Origin of the sequence: Paenibacillus konkukensis, from assembly GCF_023523925.1 — a bacterium.
In the GTDB taxonomy this organism is placed as follows: Bacteria; Bacillota; Bacilli; order Paenibacillales; family NBRC-103111; genus Paenibacillus_S; species Paenibacillus_S doosanensis.
The window spans coordinates 171377-189734 of sequence record NZ_CP027059.1 but is presented as its reverse complement, the minus strand read 5'-3'; the positions used below and the strand labels follow the sequence as shown (position 1 = coordinate 189734).

Sequence of the window (18358 nt, the reverse complement as noted above, 5' to 3'; positions counted from 1 at the left end):
TTAATACCTCATTAATAGATCTTATTTAAGCATTCATGGCCTGGGCGAGTGCATCCTGAACGGCATCCCGGAATGCCTGCGTACTGTAAGTCGCACCCGAAACGTTTTTCACTTGGGCACTTTGCTTTTGCAGCACTTCCTTGGGCAGCCCGGCCACGTCTCTTTCCGAATAATGCATGGCAAAGTCACTGATCTCTACGTCCGTGATGTTGTCGTTCTGCACTGTTACCGCAACTTGAATGGAGCCTCTGCGGTTTCTTCCCATCCCTGTATATGTGCCGTCCTTGTATTTCCTGCTGGATACATTTGTATACGGTTGATCCGTCCGGACATAAGTCGCGGTTTGATCTATCGAGGCTTGGGTTTCCGTCGCAGCATATCCAGCCGCATATACGACAGCTATCGCTGTTGAACACAGAACTACCCATTTCTTATTCAATTTGGCCATTGGGAATCGCTCCAATCCGATTGTCATTCATTTTTCTCTGCCGATGAGCTTTATTATAATGGGGAATTATTTAAATTTTCTTAAAATCGGTCTTTCTGATAGTATGGATATAAAGAATACTAATAAGAGGAGAAGCCGGTATGCGTGTGCTTATAGTGGAAGACGATGTATCCCTGCTTGCCGTCATCCGAGACATTTTTGAAGGCGAGTCTTTCTTGACGGATACGGCCGAAAGCGGCGACGAAGGATATTATTTGGCTCAACAAGTCATACATGATTTAATAGTGCTCGATGTGATGCTGCCCGGGATGAGCGGCATCGAAATCGTCCGGCGGCTAAGGTCGCAAGGGATGCTGGTGCCTATCATTTTACTAACGGCAAAGGATGCGGTGGAGGATCGAGTGTCGGGTTTGGATGCGGGAGCCGACGATTACTTGACGAAGCCTTTTGCTGTCTCCGAGCTTATGGCACGGACTAGGGCGGTCCTCCGAAGGCGGGGCACGATCGGACAGGAAGGAGATTTGATCTGCGGACCGATCCGTCTGGTTCCCGGGCTGCGCGATGCTTTTAACGGGGAAATCCCGCTGCATTTGACGGCGACCGAGTATGCGTTGTTGGAATTTTTCCTATGCAACAAGGACCGCATTTTAACTCGCGAGCAAATCTTTGACCGTGTGTGGGGCTTTGATTCGGGAGCGGCCACATCGGCGATCGACGTATATGTCCATCATCTTCGCAAAAAGCTTGCGGCGCATGGCGCAGACTCGCTGCTTAGAACGGTACGGGGGGTCGGCTATGTATTCCATGTTTAAGGACACAAGAAGGCGTCTTGTTATTCTTAACACGGTGGTTTTTTTGATTATTCTGTGTCTGTTAAGCTCCTTATTCTATTGGCACATGAAATCTCGCTTGTTCCACGAAACGGATGAAATTTTACATCAAGCGGAAAAAAGAATCCATTCCTATCGGAATTTGAATGATCTGCTTCGTTCGGACCGGGCCGATCTTCAGAAGGATGAAAGAACGGTGTACCTTTTTTGGGATGCCCAGGGACAGCTGGTAGGGCAATCGCCCAAGCAAGCTTTTTCCGGCGAATTGGCCGATCAGCTTAGAGCCCCTTCCGATTCAGCAGCCGTACGAACGGTACGAGTGGACCAACGCAGCTACCGTGCGATGCAGTTCACGGTCCAAAGCCAGAGCCACAGCTCGATAGCCTCCGTCGAAATTGTCCGAAGTCTGGAAGACCTGCAGCATACCCTTCGTTCTCTGCTTTGGGATATAGGTGCCGGAATGGTTGTCGGCGCGGTCATATCTGCCTTTGCGGGGTTATTTCTGGCCGGCCGTGCATTAATTCCAATCCAGCAAGCATGGGAAAAACAACAACGGTTTGTAGCGGATGCCTCCCATGAGCTGCGAACCCCGACGGCTGTCATCCACGCGCAAACCGAGCTGCTTCTCCGGTATCCGAATCACTCCATCGAACAGGAAAGCTCTCATATCGTCGTGATATTAAAAGAAAGCAAGCGAATGAGCAAGCTGCTGGACGATCTTCTGACGCTGGCCCGTTCTGACTCGAATCAACTGGAAATTTCCTCATCCCAAATATCCTTGGATGCATTGATAGAAGAATTGTCGGAACGGTTTGAACTGTTGGCAAGTACGAAGGACATTCATATTGTAAACGATGTTATACAGCCGTTGACTCTGTGGGGAGATGAGGGAAGAATCAGGCAACTGCTGATCATTCTTTTGGACAATGCTTTAAAGAATACTCCGCCCTCCGGAACAATCGAAATCAGCGGCCGGTATCAAGGAAATTTCGTTTGCATTCGTGTAAAAGATAACGGCGTCGGCATCGCTGCGGAAGATCTCCCTCATATATTCGATCGTTTCTACCGCGGGGATAAAGCGAGATCCCGCGCAGAAGGCGGGACCGGGCTTGGCTTATCCATCGCCAAATGGATCGTGAACGTGCACGGGGGCGTCATCCGTGTTGAATCCGCCATTCACGCAGGCACCCAAATCGAGCTGCTGTTCCCAAGGAAAAAATAAAACAGATTCTTGCGTCCCAGAAACGAAAGGAAGGGTAACGATGATTATGACCCAAAAAGAAATGCTGTTCAGTGTGCAATCACAGCTTGCGATTGACCTGAATTGCACTATCGATGACCTGAACGGCGAAAAGGATAGCATTATTTTTGTTGAAGCTAAAAAAAATCCTGGATGCAGACCCTTTCCGAGGAAGGCACGTTATTTCGAAATCCTGTCTATGGGAAAATCTATTGTAGTATCGGCTACACCCGAACGGTTGATCATTGCCAAAACACAGATGGAGGGCAAAAACAGGGATACCGTATTCTCCTTACCGTTTATCCGAGGACTTTACTTGCATTTTCTGCCTGATGTACAAAAAATTAAGCCGATGTCACCGCCGAAGCTTTTTTCGTTTGAACGGATGGAGCGAGAAGAAGTGGTCGGTTTATTGGATGCTGCAAAATTCAATCAAGCTATTATATATGATACGAATCTTCCCTGGCAGACGGATCTGGCTATGCTTGCAAAGAAAGATGGGGAAATTGTTGGTGTGGCAGGAGCAAGCAAAACCTGTACAAAGCTGTGGCAAATTGGCATAGAGGTATTACCTAAATATCGTAATTTGGGATTAGCTAGTTATCTTGTAAACAGGTTAACTTTTGAAATACTGGAACGTGGAGAGATACCGAGTTATGACGTAATCGCAAGCAACATTGCTTCCCAGAGAGTAGCTTACCGATTAGGGTATTTTCCCGCATGGGTGTCTGATTGGCGATGCAATTTTGAAGGACTTGAATAGTAATTGTACCTCCGTTGGCAAATGGACGGGCGTGTTCAAAACTGGGGGACGATACCAGGCTGTGTGCCGCACTGCAGTCGGTCAGCCGGCGGCGCATGGGAGAGGTAACGTCTACGATGTGGAACGGATCGTTTAGCTCCGGAACCCGGAAAAAAAAGCGTCTCCGAACCGGGGACGCTTTATCGATCGTTCGGGCATTCACGCTCCGCGCCGCTTCTGTACCCGCTCGGGGTCATGGCTGTCCAACGCTTAAATTGGCGGCTGAAATGGGCGCTTGTTTTATACCCAAGCAGCATGGCTATATGATCTACGGACAGATCCGTCTGAAGCAACAGGCGCTGGGCCTCTTTTAACAAAACTTCCGACATATATTGGCGGGGAGCTTTCCTGTAAACCTGCTGAAATATCCGATTCACCTGGGATGGACTCAATTTTAAGGATTCGGCTATATCTTGGACGAGTGTTCTTTCGCTGTCTTCCATTTGGCCGTGTAACAGGCTGCTGCGGATCGAATCCTCAATATTTTCGGCGATGCGGCCGGCCAGCAGTTCCTTTCTCGTTAGCACTACGTTGCCGGTTTGTAACAGCTGCTCCACCAACGTTCCCAAAAGCTCAAACACGGCTGCGTACACCTTCATGCTTTTTGCGGCGGAAAGCGGTCGACTCCTGTTTTCAGTCGCAAGATTGCATAAGTCCGTTAGGAAGGGGAACAATTCCTTGACAAGGGGAGAGGCTGCATTGTAGCAGGTGGCTTGATGGCGCTCCAGCTCCTTGGAGAAAGCGGGATCGGCTATGCTGAAATGCACGCAAAAATAAGTGAAACCATGCGAGCCTGCCGACTTGCACGAATGGATGACTCCCGGACGGATGAAAAGCAGGTCTCCCTTTTTTTGGTCATAAATTTGGCCTTCGACGTCCATCTGCATATCCCCCTCGATCATCCAATGAAGCTCGTACATAGGGTGCTCATGGGATGGATATGTCCAGCGGGAATCCACTTGGCGAACATGCAGCCCCATTAGATGAAAGGACATTCGAACGTCGGGAAGCCTGCCCAGTTCAACGGAATCGGCGATCATAACAATTACCTCCCCCTTGGCTCATCCAATCTATTACTAAACTAATTATACAGCGCTTTCATTTTCAAGTAAATGCGAGAAATGGGTAATTTTATTTGCGATTAGTGCATCGTCAACTCCGCTGTAGTCGTGGTATGTTAGTATTATCACTTAACCAAAGTCAGCAAAAATCTATCCATCCTGATTTTGTTTGTAAGCGCTTGAAGGATGAATAACGAACGGCTCGTTATCCGCGGGCGGGAGGATCTTATGAGTATTCAGATTGACACTTTAAGAGACAAAAGAGGACTCATACGGGATTTCGTTTACGAAACCTTGAAGAAGAACATCATGGAGCTACGACTCGAGCCGGGGCGATTTATCTCGGAAAAAGAACTGGTCGAAATGCTCCAAGTGAGCAGGACGCCGATTCGTGAAGCATTGGTTAAACTCACTCAGGAGGAATTAATCGCTACCACTCCTCAAAAGGGCTCCATCATATCGCTTATCGATTTGCAGCATGCTGAAGAATCCCGGTTTGCCAGAAAAACATTGGAATCCGCCGTTGTTCGGGAAGCATGTGAGCTGCTCGGCAAGGAACAGGTGCTTCATCTGCAAAATCTCGTCTCGCTGCAGGAGCTGTGCGAATCCGAGCAGAATTACGGGCGTCTGTTTGAGCTTGATGAAGAGTTTCACAAATCGATTATGATCGGCTGCGGACGGGCCCGTACGTGGGGACTTATTCAACAAATGGCAACGCATGACAATCGCATCCGGTTTTTACGGCTTGCTTCCGATTCCGATTGGCAAATCATCCTTGCCCAGCATCGTGGAATTGTTCGCGCCATCAAGGAGAAGGACCCCGACCAAGCGGAAAAAATGCTAAGGGATCATCTGGAGCTGGTAGTGATTGAAAAAGAAAACTTAAAACAGAAATACGCCAAATTTTTCAAATGAATCTAAGACATTTTGGAGGAATCGGCGATGAGAATGGTATTCAGATGGTTTGGTGAAGGCAATGATACGGTAACCTTAGGCCAAATCAGACAAATTCCCGGCGTGGAAGGCATTGTCTGGGCGCTTCACGACATCTCCGCAGGGGAAGAATGGCCGCTCGAAAAAATGCTGGAGATCAAGAAGCAGGCTGACGAATACGGCTTTCACATTGAGGTTGTAGAGAGCGTTAACGTACATGAGGATATCAAGCTGGGCTTACCGACTAGGGACAAATATATCGACAACTATAAAAAAACGATCGAGAGGCTGGCAAAGGTCGGCGTGAAGGTGATCTGCTATAACTTTATGCCGGTTTTCGACTGGGTCCGCACTCATTTATTTGAGCCGCTGGAGGACAAATCTACTGCGCTCTTTTATGAAAAGGCTCAGATCGACAGCATGAATAATCCGGCGGAGCTGGTCCGCGTCATCAACGAGAATCCGGACTTCACGATGCCGGGCTGGGAGCCGGAGCGAATGAAACGCTTGCCCGCGCTTTTTGAGGCCTACAAGAACGTTACGGAAGAGGATTTGTGGAACAACCTCAAATACTTTCTGGAGCAGATCATTCCGGTTTGCGAGATCAACGACATCAAAATGGCGATTCATCCGGACGATCCGCCGTGGCCAATTTTCGGGCTGCCGAGAATCATTACGAACCGGGATAATATCCGCAGGCTGCTGAGATTGGTCGATAGCCCTTATAACGGCGTCACGTTGTGCAGCGGGTCGCTTGGCGTAAACCCGAACAACCATATAGCGGACATGGTGAGGGAATTTGCAGACCGTATTCCGTTCGCCCATATCCGAAACGTGAGGCTGTACGATAACGGAAATTTCATCGAGACGTCTCACCGATCCCAGGACGGTACGGTCGGCATCTGCGATATTGTTACGGCGTATCATGAGAAGGGCTTTACGGGTTATGCCAGGCCGGATCACGGAAGACATATTTGGGATGAACAGTGCCGTCCTGGATACGGGCTGTATGACCGGGCTCTCGGCATTATGTATTTGTGGGGAATTTGGGACTCGCTCGAAAGCGCAAAACGGGAGGGGCAGAGGAAACAGGAGAGCAGGTTGCAGTACATACGTCAATGAAAAGATTCGGAAGGTTGTAACCGGAATCGCGCGGTGCCAGTAGACGGTGGGTTGATGGCTATTCTAATTTCATGCTTACGTCCTGAGCAAGTTGAGAAACTAGTAAAATGGAGGTTGTAGTTTATGAAAGCGATGAATAGCAGTGTTGCTCTGGATAAACAGGAAAGCGTTGGAAAGCCGTTGGTAAGAAAAAAAGGATTGTTTTCCTATATAAAAAGTGATTCTATCCTTTACCTTATGTTGATTATCCCTGTTGCGTATATACTGACATTTAAATATGCTCCCATATATGGCATACAGATTGCTTTCAAGGATTACAACATTTTTCAGGGCGTCAACATGAGTCCATGGAATCATTTTGCAACATTCAAGCAAATTTTTTCATCGCAACAATTTTTCCAGGTTGTTAGAAATACGTTGGTGCTTAACGGATTGGATTTGCTCGTGGGATTTCCAGCGCCGATCATTTTGGCTATTTTAATTAATGAACTGGTCTGGAATACGTTTAAAAAGGTAAGTCAGACCATACTGTATCTGCCGCATTTCCTTTCCTGGGTTATTATCGGCGGAATTGTCGCTCAATTGCTTTCTCCTACCGGCATGTTAAACTCCTTGATTACTCATATGGGCGGTCAAGCGTTACCGTTCCTCACGAATAAATATGCATGGGTTGCAACCTATTCTTTTGTTGGAGTATGGCAGAACGCAGGGTGGGGGACCATATTGTATCTTGCTGCAATGACGGGAATTGACAAGCAGTTATATGAAGCTGCCGACGCAGATGGGGCAGGAAGATTAAGGAAGATTTGGCATGTCACGCTGCCAGGTATCCGACCAACCATTGCGATCCTGCTGATCCTGCAGCTCGGCAATATTATGGCGATTAACTTCGACCGTCCATTCAACATTCAAAACAACCTTGTTATGGATTTCGGCGACGTTATCAGCACTTATGTTTATCGCGTAGGCATTCAATCTGCGAACTTTTCAGTTGGCGCTGCCGTCGGCCTGTTCCAGTCTGTTATTTGTTTAATCTTCTTGTTAGGTTCCAATTTTATTACCCGCAAATTAGGCGAAAATGGAATATGGTAGGGAGGAACTGACAATGTCACTGAATTTAAAACATAGAATGGCCGACTATATAGCAGCGTTTATTGTCTTAATTGCGGTTTTTATATGCCTTGTTCCTTTTCTCTATATTCTTTCGCAATCACTGAGCTCTAATAGGGCGATTATATCCCAGGCAGTTACCATCTATCCGATCGACTTTAATATAGAAGCCTATAAAGTTGTACTCGGGGATACCAGTATGTTGTTCTCCTTGTTCTATACGGTGATCCTGGCGGCCGTATTCGTGCTCCTTGCATTGATCGTGACTATATTGGCAGCGTATCCGCTGACTAAAAAAAGACTCAAAGGCAGAAATGCTTTATTGCTCATGATGCTGTTTACCATGTACTTTAGCGGCGGTTTGATTCCGGATTATCTGAATGTAAAAAATCTGAGTCTTTTGAACACTCCGTGGGCACTGGTTCTTCCGGGTATGATGAGCGTGTACTATATGATCATATTAAAATCATTCTTTCAGAGCATACCTGAAAGCCTGGAGGAAGCCGCGCATCTGGACGGATGCAACGAACTGCAGATCCTGCTTAAGATTGTGCTGCCGCTTTCCAAGCCGGCGCTTGCCACAATCAGTTTATTATATGCCGTTTTCAGATGGAATTATTTTCAGGATGCGCTGTTCTACATCACAGACCAGAATTTATATACGATACAGCTTAAGCTATACAATGTTATCAACATTTCGCAGCAAATGTCCGGCGAGAATGTCAATGTAAATCTCCCTTCAGAAGCATTAAAAGCGGCAAGTATTATGTTTGGTACGGTTCCGATTCTTCTCGTGTATCCATGGCTCCAGAAATACTTTGTATCCGGCATTATGATTGGTGCTGTGAAAGGCTGATATGGGTTTGTGAAATGGATGGTTGTATCTATTTCGCGAATTTATATAAGTAAATGTGCTAAATACAAATTCTAAAGGGAGTGATTTCTTTGAAGGGACAGGGAAAAAGATCTATCTGCGTTTCTTTGGTAGCGCTAACATTCGCGTCCGCATTGGCCGCTTGTTCAAGTAATTCGTCAAGCGGCACACAAAACGGTACGGCAGGCACGGCAGCAGGCACTACAGCAGACGCTTCAAAAGAACATCGTACTTTAACTGTCGAAGTCTTCGACAGAGGCAAGCCCGGACAGCCGGATTTGAATAATAACTTCTGGACCAAGTATATTAACGATAATTTCGGCAAGCAGTTTAATGCCACAGTCAATTTTGTTTCAGTACCTAGAGCCCAGGAAGTAGACAAGTTGAACGTATTGATGGCATCTGGTCAGGCACCTGACATTTCCTTCACATACACCCAGGGTGTTGTTTATAATTATGTACAGCAGGGTGGTTTGGCAGAGCTTGATTCCGTTCTTAAGCAGTATGGACCTACTCTTACAAAGTATCTTGGCGATGATGTATTAAAGTATGGCAAATTTAATGGCAAACAATTTTCTATACCGGGGAAGAGGACTGTTCTCGCAGGTTCGAATACGTTTATCCGTAAAGACTGGCTCGATAAACTGGGTCTTCCTGTTCCTACTACACCGGAACAATTCTATGACACCATGGTTGCATTTAAAGAGAAGAATCCTGGAAATGTAAGCGGAGTCATTCCTTATGGTTTTTCCCTGCAGCCTTCAAATCCAGGGTTGAACTATATACCCGAAGCCTTTAAGCCATCTAGCCTTACGGAAGAACAGTTTGCTACGCTTCAGCCGCAATCGATCTGGTTGACAAACTGGAATATGCCAGGGTTTGATAAAGCGGTTCAATATATGAACAAGATGTATAATGCAGGCTTGATTAGCCCAAATTTCGCAACTGACAAGGATGGAAAACTGCTCGACGCAGATATTTCCAATGGAAAAGTCGGTGCATTCCAGACGAACTGGGATGGTCCGTACAGGACAGCTCCCGGCACCTATGCCAACCTTGCCAAGAACGTTCCTGGCGCTCAGCTTATTCCTATCGATCCATGGCAGAACGATGCAGGCAAACATCCAAAGAACGTGTACAGCCCAAATGGTATGTATATCATTATACCTAAAACAAGTAAAAATGTTGACCTTGCCATACAGTACCTCAACTGGATGGCTGATCCCAAAGTAACCCTCTTCCTCCAGAACGGCCAGGAAGGCGTGGACTACAACATGGTTAATGATGTTCCCAAACAGACAGGAACGACCAATTCAGGCGATAAGATGATGACTGTTGCTAACAACCTCGACTACGATATACTTTCAAACGGTATCGAACTTGGTGATCAGCAGAAGAATACGGCAGCCATTTCTGCAGGATATCCCGGTTATGAAAAGGATGTAGAGAATGCTTTAAAGGTAGGTATGGTGGACAGCTACACTACATACTACTATTCATTGCCGAATGCAGCGGATGCCAAAAGCAATACAGAGCTTAAAAATCTTTCAGCTCAAATGCTTGCAAAACTAATTGTTGCTAAGCCAGCCGAAGTGGATAGCCTGTATAAAACATTGGTTCAACAGTACATGAGTCAGGGTGGCCAGGCAGTGCAAGACGAATATATAAAGAATTACAAGGCTCAGAATGGTAAATAATCAGATAATTGATAATTTAGAAACTGCTTCATTATGAAGCGGTTTCTTTTTTTTCAATAAAGCAAAACATGTACAAGATAGCGGTGGTATTTGTCCATCGCTTTTCGTGTTAATGAACAACTTGGCAGCATTTTTTGCGTTGATGATTTGAATAGTTAAAATTAATGTTTCCCAAAAATTAGGTTTTGCATTTGATATAATCATCTAAAGTGAGGATTTGTAGGGGAGGTTCAAAATGTATATACACACGCTATATATAATTTTTTATGTTCTACGGGATGACTACCAAAACTTGAAGTACAACAAGGAGGTTATCTGATGGTTGATGTTTTTGCTGTAGCTGACATTATTGTAAAACATATTAAGACCCATTTTCCTCAAGATGTTGCCATTGTCGGATACTACGGATCATATTTGCAGGGTCGAGCGACTGAACGATCAGATTTGGATTTCTTTTTCATTCCGGCCACGGCCAGAGGAAGAGAAGTAGAGTGCCAGTTTATAATCGACGGTATAAGTTTTGATTTCTGGCCAATCGGATGGGAACGTGCTGAAAGAATGGCAACATCTGAAGAGTGGAGCACGACGATTATTGCAGACTGTGAGCTGTTATATGTTCGATCAGAAGATGATCTTGCGAGGTTCATGGGGCTCCGTGAGATAATATCCAACATGTGCAGTGAGTCCAAAGCAGCTGACTTGATCAGCAAAGCCGAATCCGTATTAAAGGATTGCCTGATCAACTTGGCTAAAATGCGGCTTACCGAAGCCTACAAGGAGTTGGTCTATTGTCGAACCCAGGCTCAAGAGATCGCGGCAAACATTTTTAAGTCGCTTGGCTTCTTGAACCAAATTTACTATAAGCGCAGTTGGGGGCATTATCGCGAGCAAGTCAGAAATCTCCCCATTAAGCCGGATCAACTGGATCAATACCTTGATACCATTATGTTCAGCCGTACTCCAAATGAAATAATATCAGCGTGTGAGAAACTAACTGGAGATACGCTTCTACTTATATCGGAGCGACAAAAAAGACGAGAAGAAATTCGCTCTTTCAGCAGACGAATGGAGGGGTATTACGAAGAGGAAAGGGGAATGCTGAACAAACTGCTAACCGCATGCGATAAAGAACATTACGAAACAGCTTTCTTCGTAGCAATTGGCGTACAAGATGGGCTAGCCCGAATTTTGTACGCTGCAGAAAAGGGACGTTGGCCTAGTTTTGTTGACTTGGGTGAGCATCGTGAGTTTTACGTTCGCTATGGGTATCCAGATCTTGTCGCGCTTTTGGATCCAACCGACTTTGAACCGTTGCGAATAGCCGTTCTGCAGCTTATTGAAAAGTTAGAGAATCACCTCAAAGCAGAAGGTGTATCATTAAACCAGTTTGACTCTGTTGCTGAATTCGAAACTTATTATAAAAGTAAAGTTTAGTACTGAGAGCCGGATTATTACGCTCTAAGGCGAACGAATAGTTGAATGTGCACCGCAGTTAGCCGGATATGTGATCATCCAAGATGCTATTATTTATCTTTGTAAAAGAAAGTGAGAGTGAAAATGAATATTAGAGTAGCGAGTGAAATAGACTACCCTGCTTTAAGATGTATATACTTAGAATCACGTCGTAAAAGTTTTTATTGGGCGGATATAGAAGAAATGACTTTAGAAGATTTTGATAAGCATACTGTAGGAGAGTATATAATTTTAGCAGAGGAAGATGCTAAAATTCTTGGATTTGCTTCTTTGTACTTGCCAGATAATTTTATACACAATTTATTTGTCCATCCTGATTTCTCAGGTAAGGGTGTTGGTGGGCGGTTGGTTAATGCCTCCATAGAAAAAATGAATAAACCAATAAGATTGAAGTGTGTGTCTGAGAATCAAAAGGCAATGAAGTTCTATGAAAATAATGGTTGGAAGAAAGTTGTTGAAGAAGGTAAGCCAGAAGAAAAATATTGGGTTATGGTATATGAATGACCTTCCCATTCCAGAATCTGAATGAGCTGCGCAACACTTCGGCCAGGTACCTCCCGTCGCAGCAGAATGGCCTGCTCGAGCACTTCTGGCGCAATGGTCGCTTCTGCCGGCTGGCGCCCTTTGCCTTTGGGTTGTAAACCGCTAAAACCGCCCTGGCGATACTTCGCCAAATAACGTCGCAGTGTCCGCTCAGAGAGCCCGGTCTGTTCACAGATCCTCTGCTTGATCTCTCTAGCTCTAGCAGGGTCAAGCCCCTCAGCGAGCAGCGGCGACAACAGCTGTACGCGTTCCGATGCAATCGCTTCGGCTTTCTTCTGATCTTTCATCTATTCAACACCTCGCTTGGTAGACTTCGAGATGAGTCTACCGCAAGGCAGGGGTGGACAAACATGCAGAACGGGTATGTAGCCACAAATTTGAATTGGCGACGGGTCGGACAATTCGAGCCAGCCAGCCGGAGGCATCCCCGACAACGTGTCCGATGGGGTGATGTGCAGACTGTGAGGGTACGGACGTTTTCTCTACAGGGTCTTGGTGAAAGCGAATGGCGATGGACTTCAAACATCCGAGCAAGTACACGGTTTGCTCCCGAAACCAAATCTTCCAGCGCCGCAGGGTAGCATCGTCTGCTGCCACTGTGGAGGGTGCCTCCGATACTGAAACGACTTGTTCCACACATGCCGAGTCGTACCGCTTGTACGGTACAACACAATCCGGAAGCTCGTGGTGAATCTTCCGGCACCCTATGCAACGCAACCGGCGAATGACAAGCAGGCGGCAATCCCCGCCCTCATCCACTAATTTCCGTTTCCGGCTGCCAATGACGCTAAGCGCTTCTCCACAGCAGGGAGATGGGACCACTTCTGCACATCTAACGAAAAACGCCGGGTGACTTCTCATCCAGCTCATACTTTGATACAATGACCATGTTGGGTAGGGGATGCATCCCGTGAGCCTGTTGCCGCAGGCCCACATACATGGGGGCATCCTTTTCCTTTTCTGTGATATGGTCATTATATTCAGCAACTCGCGGACAGGCAATCCCGTCAGTAATTGGACGTTATCTTTCAGCGGCAACATTCAAGGGTTTAGCAATAGGTGATGCTATTGGAAAACAGACAGAGTCATTGAAGTTCGAAGAAATAAAAGAATGGTTTCCTGAAGGGATTAGTGGACTTCACGGCGCTATAAATACCGTCATGCCTCGTTACGATGGAAAACATTATCTATGGAGGTTTGGGGAGACAACAGACGATACAGAACAATCTATTTCCATTGCTAGGGTGATTGCAAATGGTACACCCCTCAGCCATAGCTTTTCATGATTTATAGACATATGTACAAAATACGGGTTTTGTGCAAATGTAAGGCGGACTTTAGTAAACCCTTTGTTGTACCTTTCAATTAATAAAATATTTTAGAGCACCCACATATACTTGTAAGTGCTCATGTATTCGAAATTATTATCGTTTTTCGTTTTTCGTTTATTTATACCATTGGGATTGTATCTCGTATAAAGTGGTTTTTCTTTCTTTCAACCCAACGCAATAGTTTCTGGAAGTCCGATCTTCACAACTTCATTTTCAATAACAACAGGATAGGTTTGAACTTCGCCTGTGTCCGGCTCCAGCACTTTGCCATCCTCCAAGCTTATATGCAAATCCCGCAGCGGACAATATATGGCATGTCCGCTGACAATAGCTTCCGTCAAGGGTCCGCCTTTCTTGTGCGGGGTTCTATTCTCAAGCGCAAATAGCTTGCCATCGCTTGTACGGAACACGGCAAGGCTATATTCTCCGATCCGAACCTCCTTGCCGATGAACGGCTTGAATTGCGCCAAGGCGCCAATTTCGACATATCGCAATTCCAGCGTATTCAGCTCCATTGTAAACCATCTCCTGTACCTTTATTTTACTTTCGCCGGAATTTGTATCGTTTCGTACATTTGATCGCGTTGTGTATGATCGTGCAATACGGCTTGCCATGGGTCGCTCAAGCGGGCAAGCGCCTCCTCTACCCTTTGGACAAGCAACTTCCGGTTCTCCGCATCCTTCACGACGGCGTTCTCAATCTCTTCTAGCCCGACTCGCTCTACGAATTCGCTTGTTCTTTCGCCGTATTTGCCGTTTTCTCGGTAATATTGGATAAATGCGCCGGAGATCGCAATCAATTCTTCATCCGACTTTACTTTGCAGAGTAAATCCCCCTTACGCAGCTTCGTTCCGCCGTTACCGCCGATGTAGAGTTCCCACCCGCCATCGTTGCCGACGATTCCGAGATCCTTAATTCCCGATTCTGCGCAATTGCGCGGACAGCCGTTGACTGCCATTTTAAATTTGGCCGGCATATTCAGCCGCTCGAATTTTTTCTCCAGGGCAATGCCCATCCCGATTGAATCCTGCGTGCCGAAGCGGCAAAATTGAGAGCCAACGCAAGTTTTTACGGTACGAAGCGCTTTAGCATAGCCGTAGCCGGAAGGCATATCGAGCTCCTCCCAGATTTTCGGCAGATCCGCCTTATCTACGCCCAGGAGATCAATTCGCTGGCCGCCTGTGAGCTTCACCATCGGTACTCGATACTTCTCTGCTATATCCGCAATCTTACGCAGCTCCTCAGGCGACGTTACGCCTCCGTACATCCTCGGAATGACGCTGAAGGTTCCGTCTTTTTGAATATTCGCGTTCAATCGCTCGTTAACGAATCGCGATTCCGGCTCGTCTTCGTATTCTTCAGGCAGCAGCATACCGAGGTAGTAATTGATCGCCGGCCGGCACTTCGAACATCCTTCCGGGTTGCTCCAATTCAGAACATGCATGACCTCACGCACATGGGTGAGCCCTTTCTCCCTGATCGCTGCGATGATCTCGTCGCGATCAAGCTTCGTACATCCGCAGATGCCTTCCTTCTTCGCTGCAACTCCGTCGTAATTGTCTCCAAGCACATACTTCAGAATCTGCTCGACAACGGGCTTACACCCGCCGCAGGAGCGGGTCGCCCCTGTCGACATTTTGATCGCGTCGATTGTTGTACAGCCGCTTTGAATGCACGAAACGATGGTTCCTTTCGTAACTCCGTTACAACCGCATACGATTTCACTGTCGTCCATGGAGGCTACCGAAAGCATTGAATTCTCTTTGCCGCAGCAACCTCCGCCGCCGCCAAAAAGCTCTCTATGAATCTCTTCATCCAAAACGGCATTGGTTCGCACCCACTTGGTCAGCTTCTGGGCATGTGCGACATCGCCGAATAAGATGCCTCCAACGATTCGACCCTCCTGAAGGAGTATCTTTTTATATGTTTTCTTCCAGGAATCGCAGAGCGTAAGCACCTGATGTTCCGGTTTCTCCAGGAATTCGCCGGCGGAAAATACGTCTACACCGGAAATTTTCAGCTTGGTTGCAACGGAGGAACCTTCATACGGCTGCGTATCTTGGCCGGCCAGAACTTTGGCCAGCACGGTCGCTTGCTCAAACAGCGGTGCGACAAGACCGTAACAAACATTGCGGTGCTCGCAGCATTCGCCGACCGCATAGACGTCCGGAGCGCTTGTACGAAGCAGATCATCGACGACGATACCGCGACCGGTTTGAATGCCGCTGGCCCTCGCGACATCGGTATTGGGCTTGATGCCTGCGGCCATGACCACAAGCTGCGCCTCCAAGGTCTCTCCGTTTTCGAAGCGGATTCCGCCGACCCGGCCGCTGCCGTCGTTTATTAGCTCGCTTGTTTTCACATTCATGCGGAATTTGATGCCCTGGGCCTCCAGTTCAGCTTTCAGCATGTCGCTCGCCGTCTTGTCCAGCTGCCGTTCCATTAACGTGTCCATCAAATGAACAACGGTGACATCCATGCCGTTCTGCACGAGGCCTTTGGACGCTTCCAATCCCAGCAGTCCCCCGCCGATGACCGCCGTTTTGTGATACGTTGCTGCAGAATCCAGCATGACTTCGCAGTCTTGAATGTCGCGAAATCCGATGACACCGGCCAGGTCGGACCCGGGAATCGGGAGAACGAATGGCTTGGAGCCCGTTGCTATAATGAGGGCATCATAAGCCGCCGGCTCAAGCCCGTCCGCGTACACTTTTTTATTGATCGTATCGATTTTTGTAACCGTAGTGCTTGTTCGAAGTGCAATCCCGTTCTCTTCATACCATTCTCTTGGGTTCAAAATAATGTCGTCTATCGTTTTGCTGCCTTCCAGCACATAGGACAGCTGAATGCGATTATAGTTCGGATAAGGCTCGCTGCCAAACACGGTAATCTCATACTGGTCAGTCAGCTTCAGTACCTGTTCGATGACACTCATGCCAGCCATACCATTCCCAATAAGAACGAGTTTTTTTCTCTGCCGCTCCATTCCAATCCCTCCTGTATAACCTCTCTCTAGCTTGCTCTTGATTATAGGATAGATCGTCGCGGGATGGTGTGATAAAAATCATTCCGCCGAATTTTGCTTGATTGTGAAAACAATCACATATCTTGCTGCTTGTGCAACGTATAATGAATATGACATCGGGCTTTATGCCTGCAATCCTTTAAGAAAGCCGTGATTTAAATGAACAGACCAGCGGAAATAAACAAAAATGATATCTTTATGCTAAACACTCGCTTCGTCCTCATTGTGACGGTCGTGCTCGGAAACCTCCTTATGCCGGTCATTCCGCATGATTCCGGGGCAAATGCCGTCGTGTTGACGATATTTACTTTCCATATGCCCGTGTTTGTTTTTGTGACCGGATATTTTTCGAGAGGCTTTACGGAGGACCCGCATTATCTCCAAGTGCTGATGAGAATCTTTTTACAATATGTCGTCTTCCAAACGATCTATTCGACGCTAGATTTCTTCTGCTTTCATACGGAAGGCTACATCTACTCGTTTTGGGCGCCTTATTGGATGCTTTGGTTTCTCCTGAGCCATCTTTTCTGGAAATTGCTGCTGCTCGGCTTTGTCAAATTGAAGCACCCGATTGTCGCAGCCATTCTGCTAGGGGCGCTTATAGGCTACTTGCCTTTCGATGGATTTTGGCTGAGCGCCGGGAGGACATTTATTTTTTTTCCGTTCTTTCTTGCCGGATATTATTATAACGGGGCCGGCCTACGCAAAGCTGCCCGTCATGTTTCGGTAAAGCTTATGGCAGCCGCCGTGCTTGCTTTGCTCCTTGCACTCTTTTACAATGGCATCTTCCGGCTTCAACTGGGCTGGCTCCTCGGCAGCCGAACCTATACCGAGCTTAATATGCTTGAATGGTACGCGGTATTGTTCCGACTCGCCGTATATGCACTCGCTGCCGTAGTTTCTCTTGCGTTCCTGCTGCTGCAGACGGATAAGAAAAGCATCGTGACGGAATGGGGCGAGCGGACGGTGTATGTCTTCCTGATGCATGGAGCGGCATTAAAGCTGCTTACCGCGGCGGGCGTATACCGGGGCGCCGCACATTTCGGACACTTGTGGCTGCTGCTTGGAACCGGACTAATCTTGACTCTTTTGTTATCGCACAGGAGAGTAGCTGAATGGACCCGTCCTTTCATTCATCCGGACCCTGAACTGCTGCTAGGAAAGATGAAGAAGCTGTTGTCGCATCATTAGGGCCGAACATCCAATTGAACGATCCGCTCATGCATAAGGGACAGTATCCGCTGATATCGCGACTGTCCCTTCTTACCAATTACGAATTTAATTGTTCGATTTCATCTATTAACTGCCGGGAACGCTTGGCGTTTCCTTCCGCAAAATTTTGAAGCCGTTCCCTGAGCTGCTCCCGACTGTGCAATCTTTCCGACATGATCGTATAGGTGCGAAGCAATTCCGTTTCATAGGCCAAAGTCCTCTGCAGCTCGTTCTTGAGTTCAGCAGCATCTATGCCGCACTTCGCTCCTGTTTCATCGCAGTCCATTTCCTCTACCTCCCTTTTTTTCTATTTTCACCGGAATGACGGCAGTTATCCGGACGGAGGTATGGAAAAATAAAGATTACACGCCGAAATAAACCTTATACACAAGCTGCGCCGCCGCATCGGAGGAACAGAGCACTGCGCCGTCGTCTGTTGTGACCAAGCTCGTGCTGTCCTCGCCTAGAATAGGTATGGCCAGAAATTGATGTTCGTTCATATAGATTTGCATATATTCATTGTTGTCGGTCATTTTTATTTTCTCCAGCGTTATTTTTTTAGGAGGAGCAACGGGATCAAGACCTGCTTGATCCTCAATATGCACCTCGATCTGGGACCCCATCCATTGTGACAGCTTATCCTCCCATTTCATCTC

General features: G+C 47.0%; 20 protein-coding genes. 12 read left to right on the top strand and 8 right to left on the bottom strand.

Annotation, left to right across the window (positions count from 1 at the left end; genetic code table 11):
• Positions 1–25: 25 nt before the first annotated feature.
• The gene (locus SK3146_RS00825; protein WP_249863274.1) at positions 26–448 is read right to left on the bottom strand and encodes an FMN-binding protein; all 423 of its coding nucleotides are present in this window, start codon (positions 446–448) and stop codon (positions 26–28) included.
• A gap of 140 nt (positions 449–588) precedes the next feature.
• On the opposite strand from SK3146_RS00825, the gene SK3146_RS00820 reads away from it, so the two are divergent.
• From SK3146_RS00820 to SK3146_RS00810, 3 genes are all read left to right on the top strand, one after another.
• Positions 589–1260, top strand: coding sequence for a response regulator transcription factor (locus SK3146_RS00820; protein WP_249863273.1), 672 nt, complete (start codon positions 589–591; stop codon positions 1258–1260).
• A 160-nt stretch (positions 1261–1420) separates the two neighbouring features.
• Entirely contained in the window at positions 1421–2500 is a 1080-nt protein-coding gene (locus SK3146_RS00815; protein WP_249863272.1) for a sensor histidine kinase, read from the top strand.
• 40 nt (positions 2501–2540) lie between these two features.
• Positions 2541–3281, top strand: coding sequence for a GNAT family N-acetyltransferase (locus tag SK3146_RS00810; protein WP_249863271.1), 741 nt, complete (start codon positions 2541–2543; stop codon positions 3279–3281).
• Positions 3282–3460: 179 nt separating this feature from the next.
• On the opposite strand, the gene SK3146_RS00805 is transcribed toward SK3146_RS00810, so the two are convergent.
• Complete coding sequence (locus SK3146_RS00805; protein WP_249863270.1) at positions 3461–4360, bottom strand: helix-turn-helix domain-containing protein; 900 nt, start codon at positions 4358–4360, stop codon at positions 3461–3463.
• 249 nt (positions 4361–4609) lie between these two features.
• Between SK3146_RS00805 and SK3146_RS00800 the strand changes: the two genes are divergently transcribed.
• The 7 genes from SK3146_RS00800 to SK3146_RS00770 all read left to right on the top strand — a co-directional run bounded on the left by SK3146_RS00800 (position 4610) and on the right by SK3146_RS00770 (position 12094).
• Complete coding sequence (locus tag SK3146_RS00800) at positions 4610–5296, top strand: GntR family transcriptional regulator (protein WP_249863269.1); 687 nt, start codon at positions 4610–4612, stop codon at positions 5294–5296.
• 27 nt (positions 5297–5323) lie between these two features.
• On the top strand, positions 5324–6436 hold the full coding sequence (uxuA, locus tag SK3146_RS00795; protein ID WP_249863268.1) for a mannonate dehydratase: 1113 nt from the start codon (positions 5324–5326) through the stop codon (positions 6434–6436).
• A gap of 123 nt (positions 6437–6559) precedes the next feature.
• Positions 6560–7528 carry an ABC transporter permease gene (locus SK3146_RS00790; RefSeq protein ID WP_249863267.1) on the top strand — a complete coding sequence of 323 codons (969 nt, stop codon included), beginning with the start codon at positions 6560–6562 and terminating at the stop codon, positions 7526–7528.
• A gap of 13 nt (positions 7529–7541) precedes the next feature.
• Positions 7542–8402, top strand: coding sequence for a carbohydrate ABC transporter permease (locus SK3146_RS00785; RefSeq protein ID WP_249863266.1), 861 nt, complete (start codon positions 7542–7544; stop codon positions 8400–8402).
• 89 nt (positions 8403–8491) lie between these two features.
• Positions 8492–10117: an extracellular solute-binding protein gene (locus SK3146_RS00780; protein WP_249863265.1), complete on the top strand. Its 1626-nt coding sequence runs from the start codon at positions 8492–8494 to the stop codon at positions 10115–10117.
• Positions 10118–10435: 318 nt separating this feature from the next.
• Entirely contained in the window at positions 10436–11551 is a 1116-nt protein-coding gene (locus SK3146_RS00775; RefSeq protein ID WP_249863264.1) for a hypothetical protein, read from the top strand.
• Positions 11552–11674: 123 nt separating this feature from the next.
• Entirely contained in the window at positions 11675–12094 is a 420-nt protein-coding gene (locus tag SK3146_RS00770; RefSeq protein ID WP_249863263.1) for a GNAT family N-acetyltransferase, read from the top strand.
• On the opposite strand, the gene SK3146_RS00765 is transcribed toward SK3146_RS00770, so the two are convergent.
• Both SK3146_RS00765 and SK3146_RS00760 read right to left on the bottom strand, forming a co-directional pair.
• Positions 12016–12420, bottom strand: a complete 405-nt coding sequence (locus tag SK3146_RS00765; RefSeq protein WP_249863262.1) for a helix-turn-helix domain-containing protein — start codon at positions 12418–12420, stop codon at positions 12016–12018. The genes SK3146_RS00770 and SK3146_RS00765 overlap by 79 nt on opposite strands.
• A 37-nt stretch (positions 12421–12457) precedes the next feature.
• Complete coding sequence (locus SK3146_RS00760; RefSeq protein WP_249866136.1) at positions 12458–12994, bottom strand: DUF6431 domain-containing protein; 537 nt, start codon at positions 12992–12994, stop codon at positions 12458–12460.
• A 77-nt stretch (positions 12995–13071) separates the two neighbouring features.
• Between SK3146_RS00760 and SK3146_RS00755 the strand changes: the two genes are divergently transcribed.
• On the top strand, positions 13072–13419 hold the full coding sequence (locus tag SK3146_RS00755) for an ADP-ribosylglycohydrolase family protein (RefSeq protein WP_249863261.1): 348 nt from the start codon (positions 13072–13074) through the stop codon (positions 13417–13419).
• 209 nt (positions 13420–13628) lie between these two features.
• On the opposite strand, the gene nirD is transcribed toward SK3146_RS00755, so the two are convergent.
• Both nirD and nirB read right to left on the bottom strand, forming a co-directional pair.
• Positions 13629–13979: a nitrite reductase small subunit NirD gene (gene nirD / locus SK3146_RS00750; protein WP_249863260.1), complete on the bottom strand. Its 351-nt coding sequence runs from the start codon at positions 13977–13979 to the stop codon at positions 13629–13631.
• A gap of 21 nt (positions 13980–14000) precedes the next feature.
• A complete protein-coding gene (gene nirB / locus SK3146_RS00745) occupies positions 14001–16451 on the bottom strand; it encodes a nitrite reductase large subunit NirB (RefSeq protein WP_249863259.1) in 2451 nt (816 codons plus the stop codon).
• Positions 16452–16688: 237 nt separating this feature from the next.
• On the opposite strand from nirB, the gene SK3146_RS00740 reads away from it, so the two are divergent.
• Positions 16689–17681, top strand: coding sequence for an acyltransferase family protein (locus SK3146_RS00740; protein WP_249863258.1), 993 nt, complete (start codon positions 16689–16691; stop codon positions 17679–17681).
• A gap of 79 nt (positions 17682–17760) precedes the next feature.
• Here the strand turns inward: SK3146_RS00740 and SK3146_RS00735 are convergent, their stop codons facing one another.
• Positions 17761–17988 (bottom strand): hypothetical protein, encoded by a 228-nt coding sequence (locus tag SK3146_RS00735; protein WP_249863257.1) that lies wholly within the window; start codon positions 17986–17988, stop codon positions 17761–17763.
• A 76-nt stretch (positions 17989–18064) separates the two neighbouring features.
• Positions 18065–18355 carry a hypothetical protein gene (locus SK3146_RS00730; protein WP_249863256.1) on the bottom strand — a complete coding sequence of 97 codons (291 nt, stop codon included), beginning with the start codon at positions 18353–18355 and terminating at the stop codon, positions 18065–18067.
• Positions 18356–18358 lie beyond the last annotated feature (3 nt).

Bases quoted from the DNA above. Each gene is read 5' to 3' on its own strand.
- SK3146_RS00740 (WP_249863258.1), top strand. From the start codon at position 16,689: ATGCTAAACACTCGCTTCGTCCTCATTGTGACGGTCGTGCTCGGAAAC.
- SK3146_RS00790 (WP_249863267.1), top strand. From the start codon at position 6,560: ATGAAAGCGATGAATAGCAGTGTTGCTCTGGATAAACAGGAAAGCGTT.
- SK3146_RS00785 (WP_249863266.1), top strand. From the start codon at position 7,542: ATGTCACTGAATTTAAAACATAGAATGGCCGACTATATAGCAGCGTTT.
- SK3146_RS00800 (WP_249863269.1), top strand. From the start codon at position 4,610: ATGAGTATTCAGATTGACACTTTAAGAGACAAAAGAGGACTCATACGG.
- uxuA (WP_249863268.1), top strand. From the start codon at position 5,324: ATGAGAATGGTATTCAGATGGTTTGGTGAAGGCAATGATACGGTAACC.
- SK3146_RS00735 (WP_249863257.1), bottom strand. From the start codon at position 17,988: ATGGACTGCGATGAAACAGGAGCGAAGTGCGGCATAGATGCTGCTGAA.
- SK3146_RS00760 (WP_249866136.1), bottom strand. From the start codon at position 12,994: ATGAGAAGTCACCCGGCGTTTTTCGTTAGATGTGCAGAAGTGGTCCCA.
- SK3146_RS00770 (WP_249863263.1), top strand. From the start codon at position 11,675: ATGAATATTAGAGTAGCGAGTGAAATAGACTACCCTGCTTTAAGATGT.
- SK3146_RS00825 (WP_249863274.1), bottom strand. From the start codon at position 448: ATGGCCAAATTGAATAAGAAATGGGTAGTTCTGTGTTCAACAGCGATA.
- SK3146_RS00820 (WP_249863273.1), top strand. From the start codon at position 589: ATGCGTGTGCTTATAGTGGAAGACGATGTATCCCTGCTTGCCGTCATC.
- SK3146_RS00755 (WP_249863261.1), top strand. From the start codon at position 13,072: ATGGGGGCATCCTTTTCCTTTTCTGTGATATGGTCATTATATTCAGCA.
- SK3146_RS00730 (WP_249863256.1), bottom strand. From the start codon at position 18,355: ATGAAATGGGAGGATAAGCTGTCACAATGGATGGGGTCCCAGATCGAG.
- SK3146_RS00765 (WP_249863262.1), bottom strand. From the start codon at position 12,420: ATGAAAGATCAGAAGAAAGCCGAAGCGATTGCATCGGAACGCGTACAG.
- nirD (WP_249863260.1), bottom strand. From the start codon at position 13,979: ATGGAGCTGAATACGCTGGAATTGCGATATGTCGAAATTGGCGCCTTG.
- SK3146_RS00775 (WP_249863264.1), top strand. From the start codon at position 10,436: ATGGTTGATGTTTTTGCTGTAGCTGACATTATTGTAAAACATATTAAG.
- nirB (WP_249863259.1), bottom strand. From the start codon at position 16,451: ATGGAGCGGCAGAGAAAAAAACTCGTTCTTATTGGGAATGGTATGGCT.
- SK3146_RS00805 (WP_249863270.1), bottom strand. From the start codon at position 4,360: ATGATCGCCGATTCCGTTGAACTGGGCAGGCTTCCCGACGTTCGAATG.
- SK3146_RS00810 (WP_249863271.1), top strand. From the start codon at position 2,541: ATGATTATGACCCAAAAAGAAATGCTGTTCAGTGTGCAATCACAGCTT.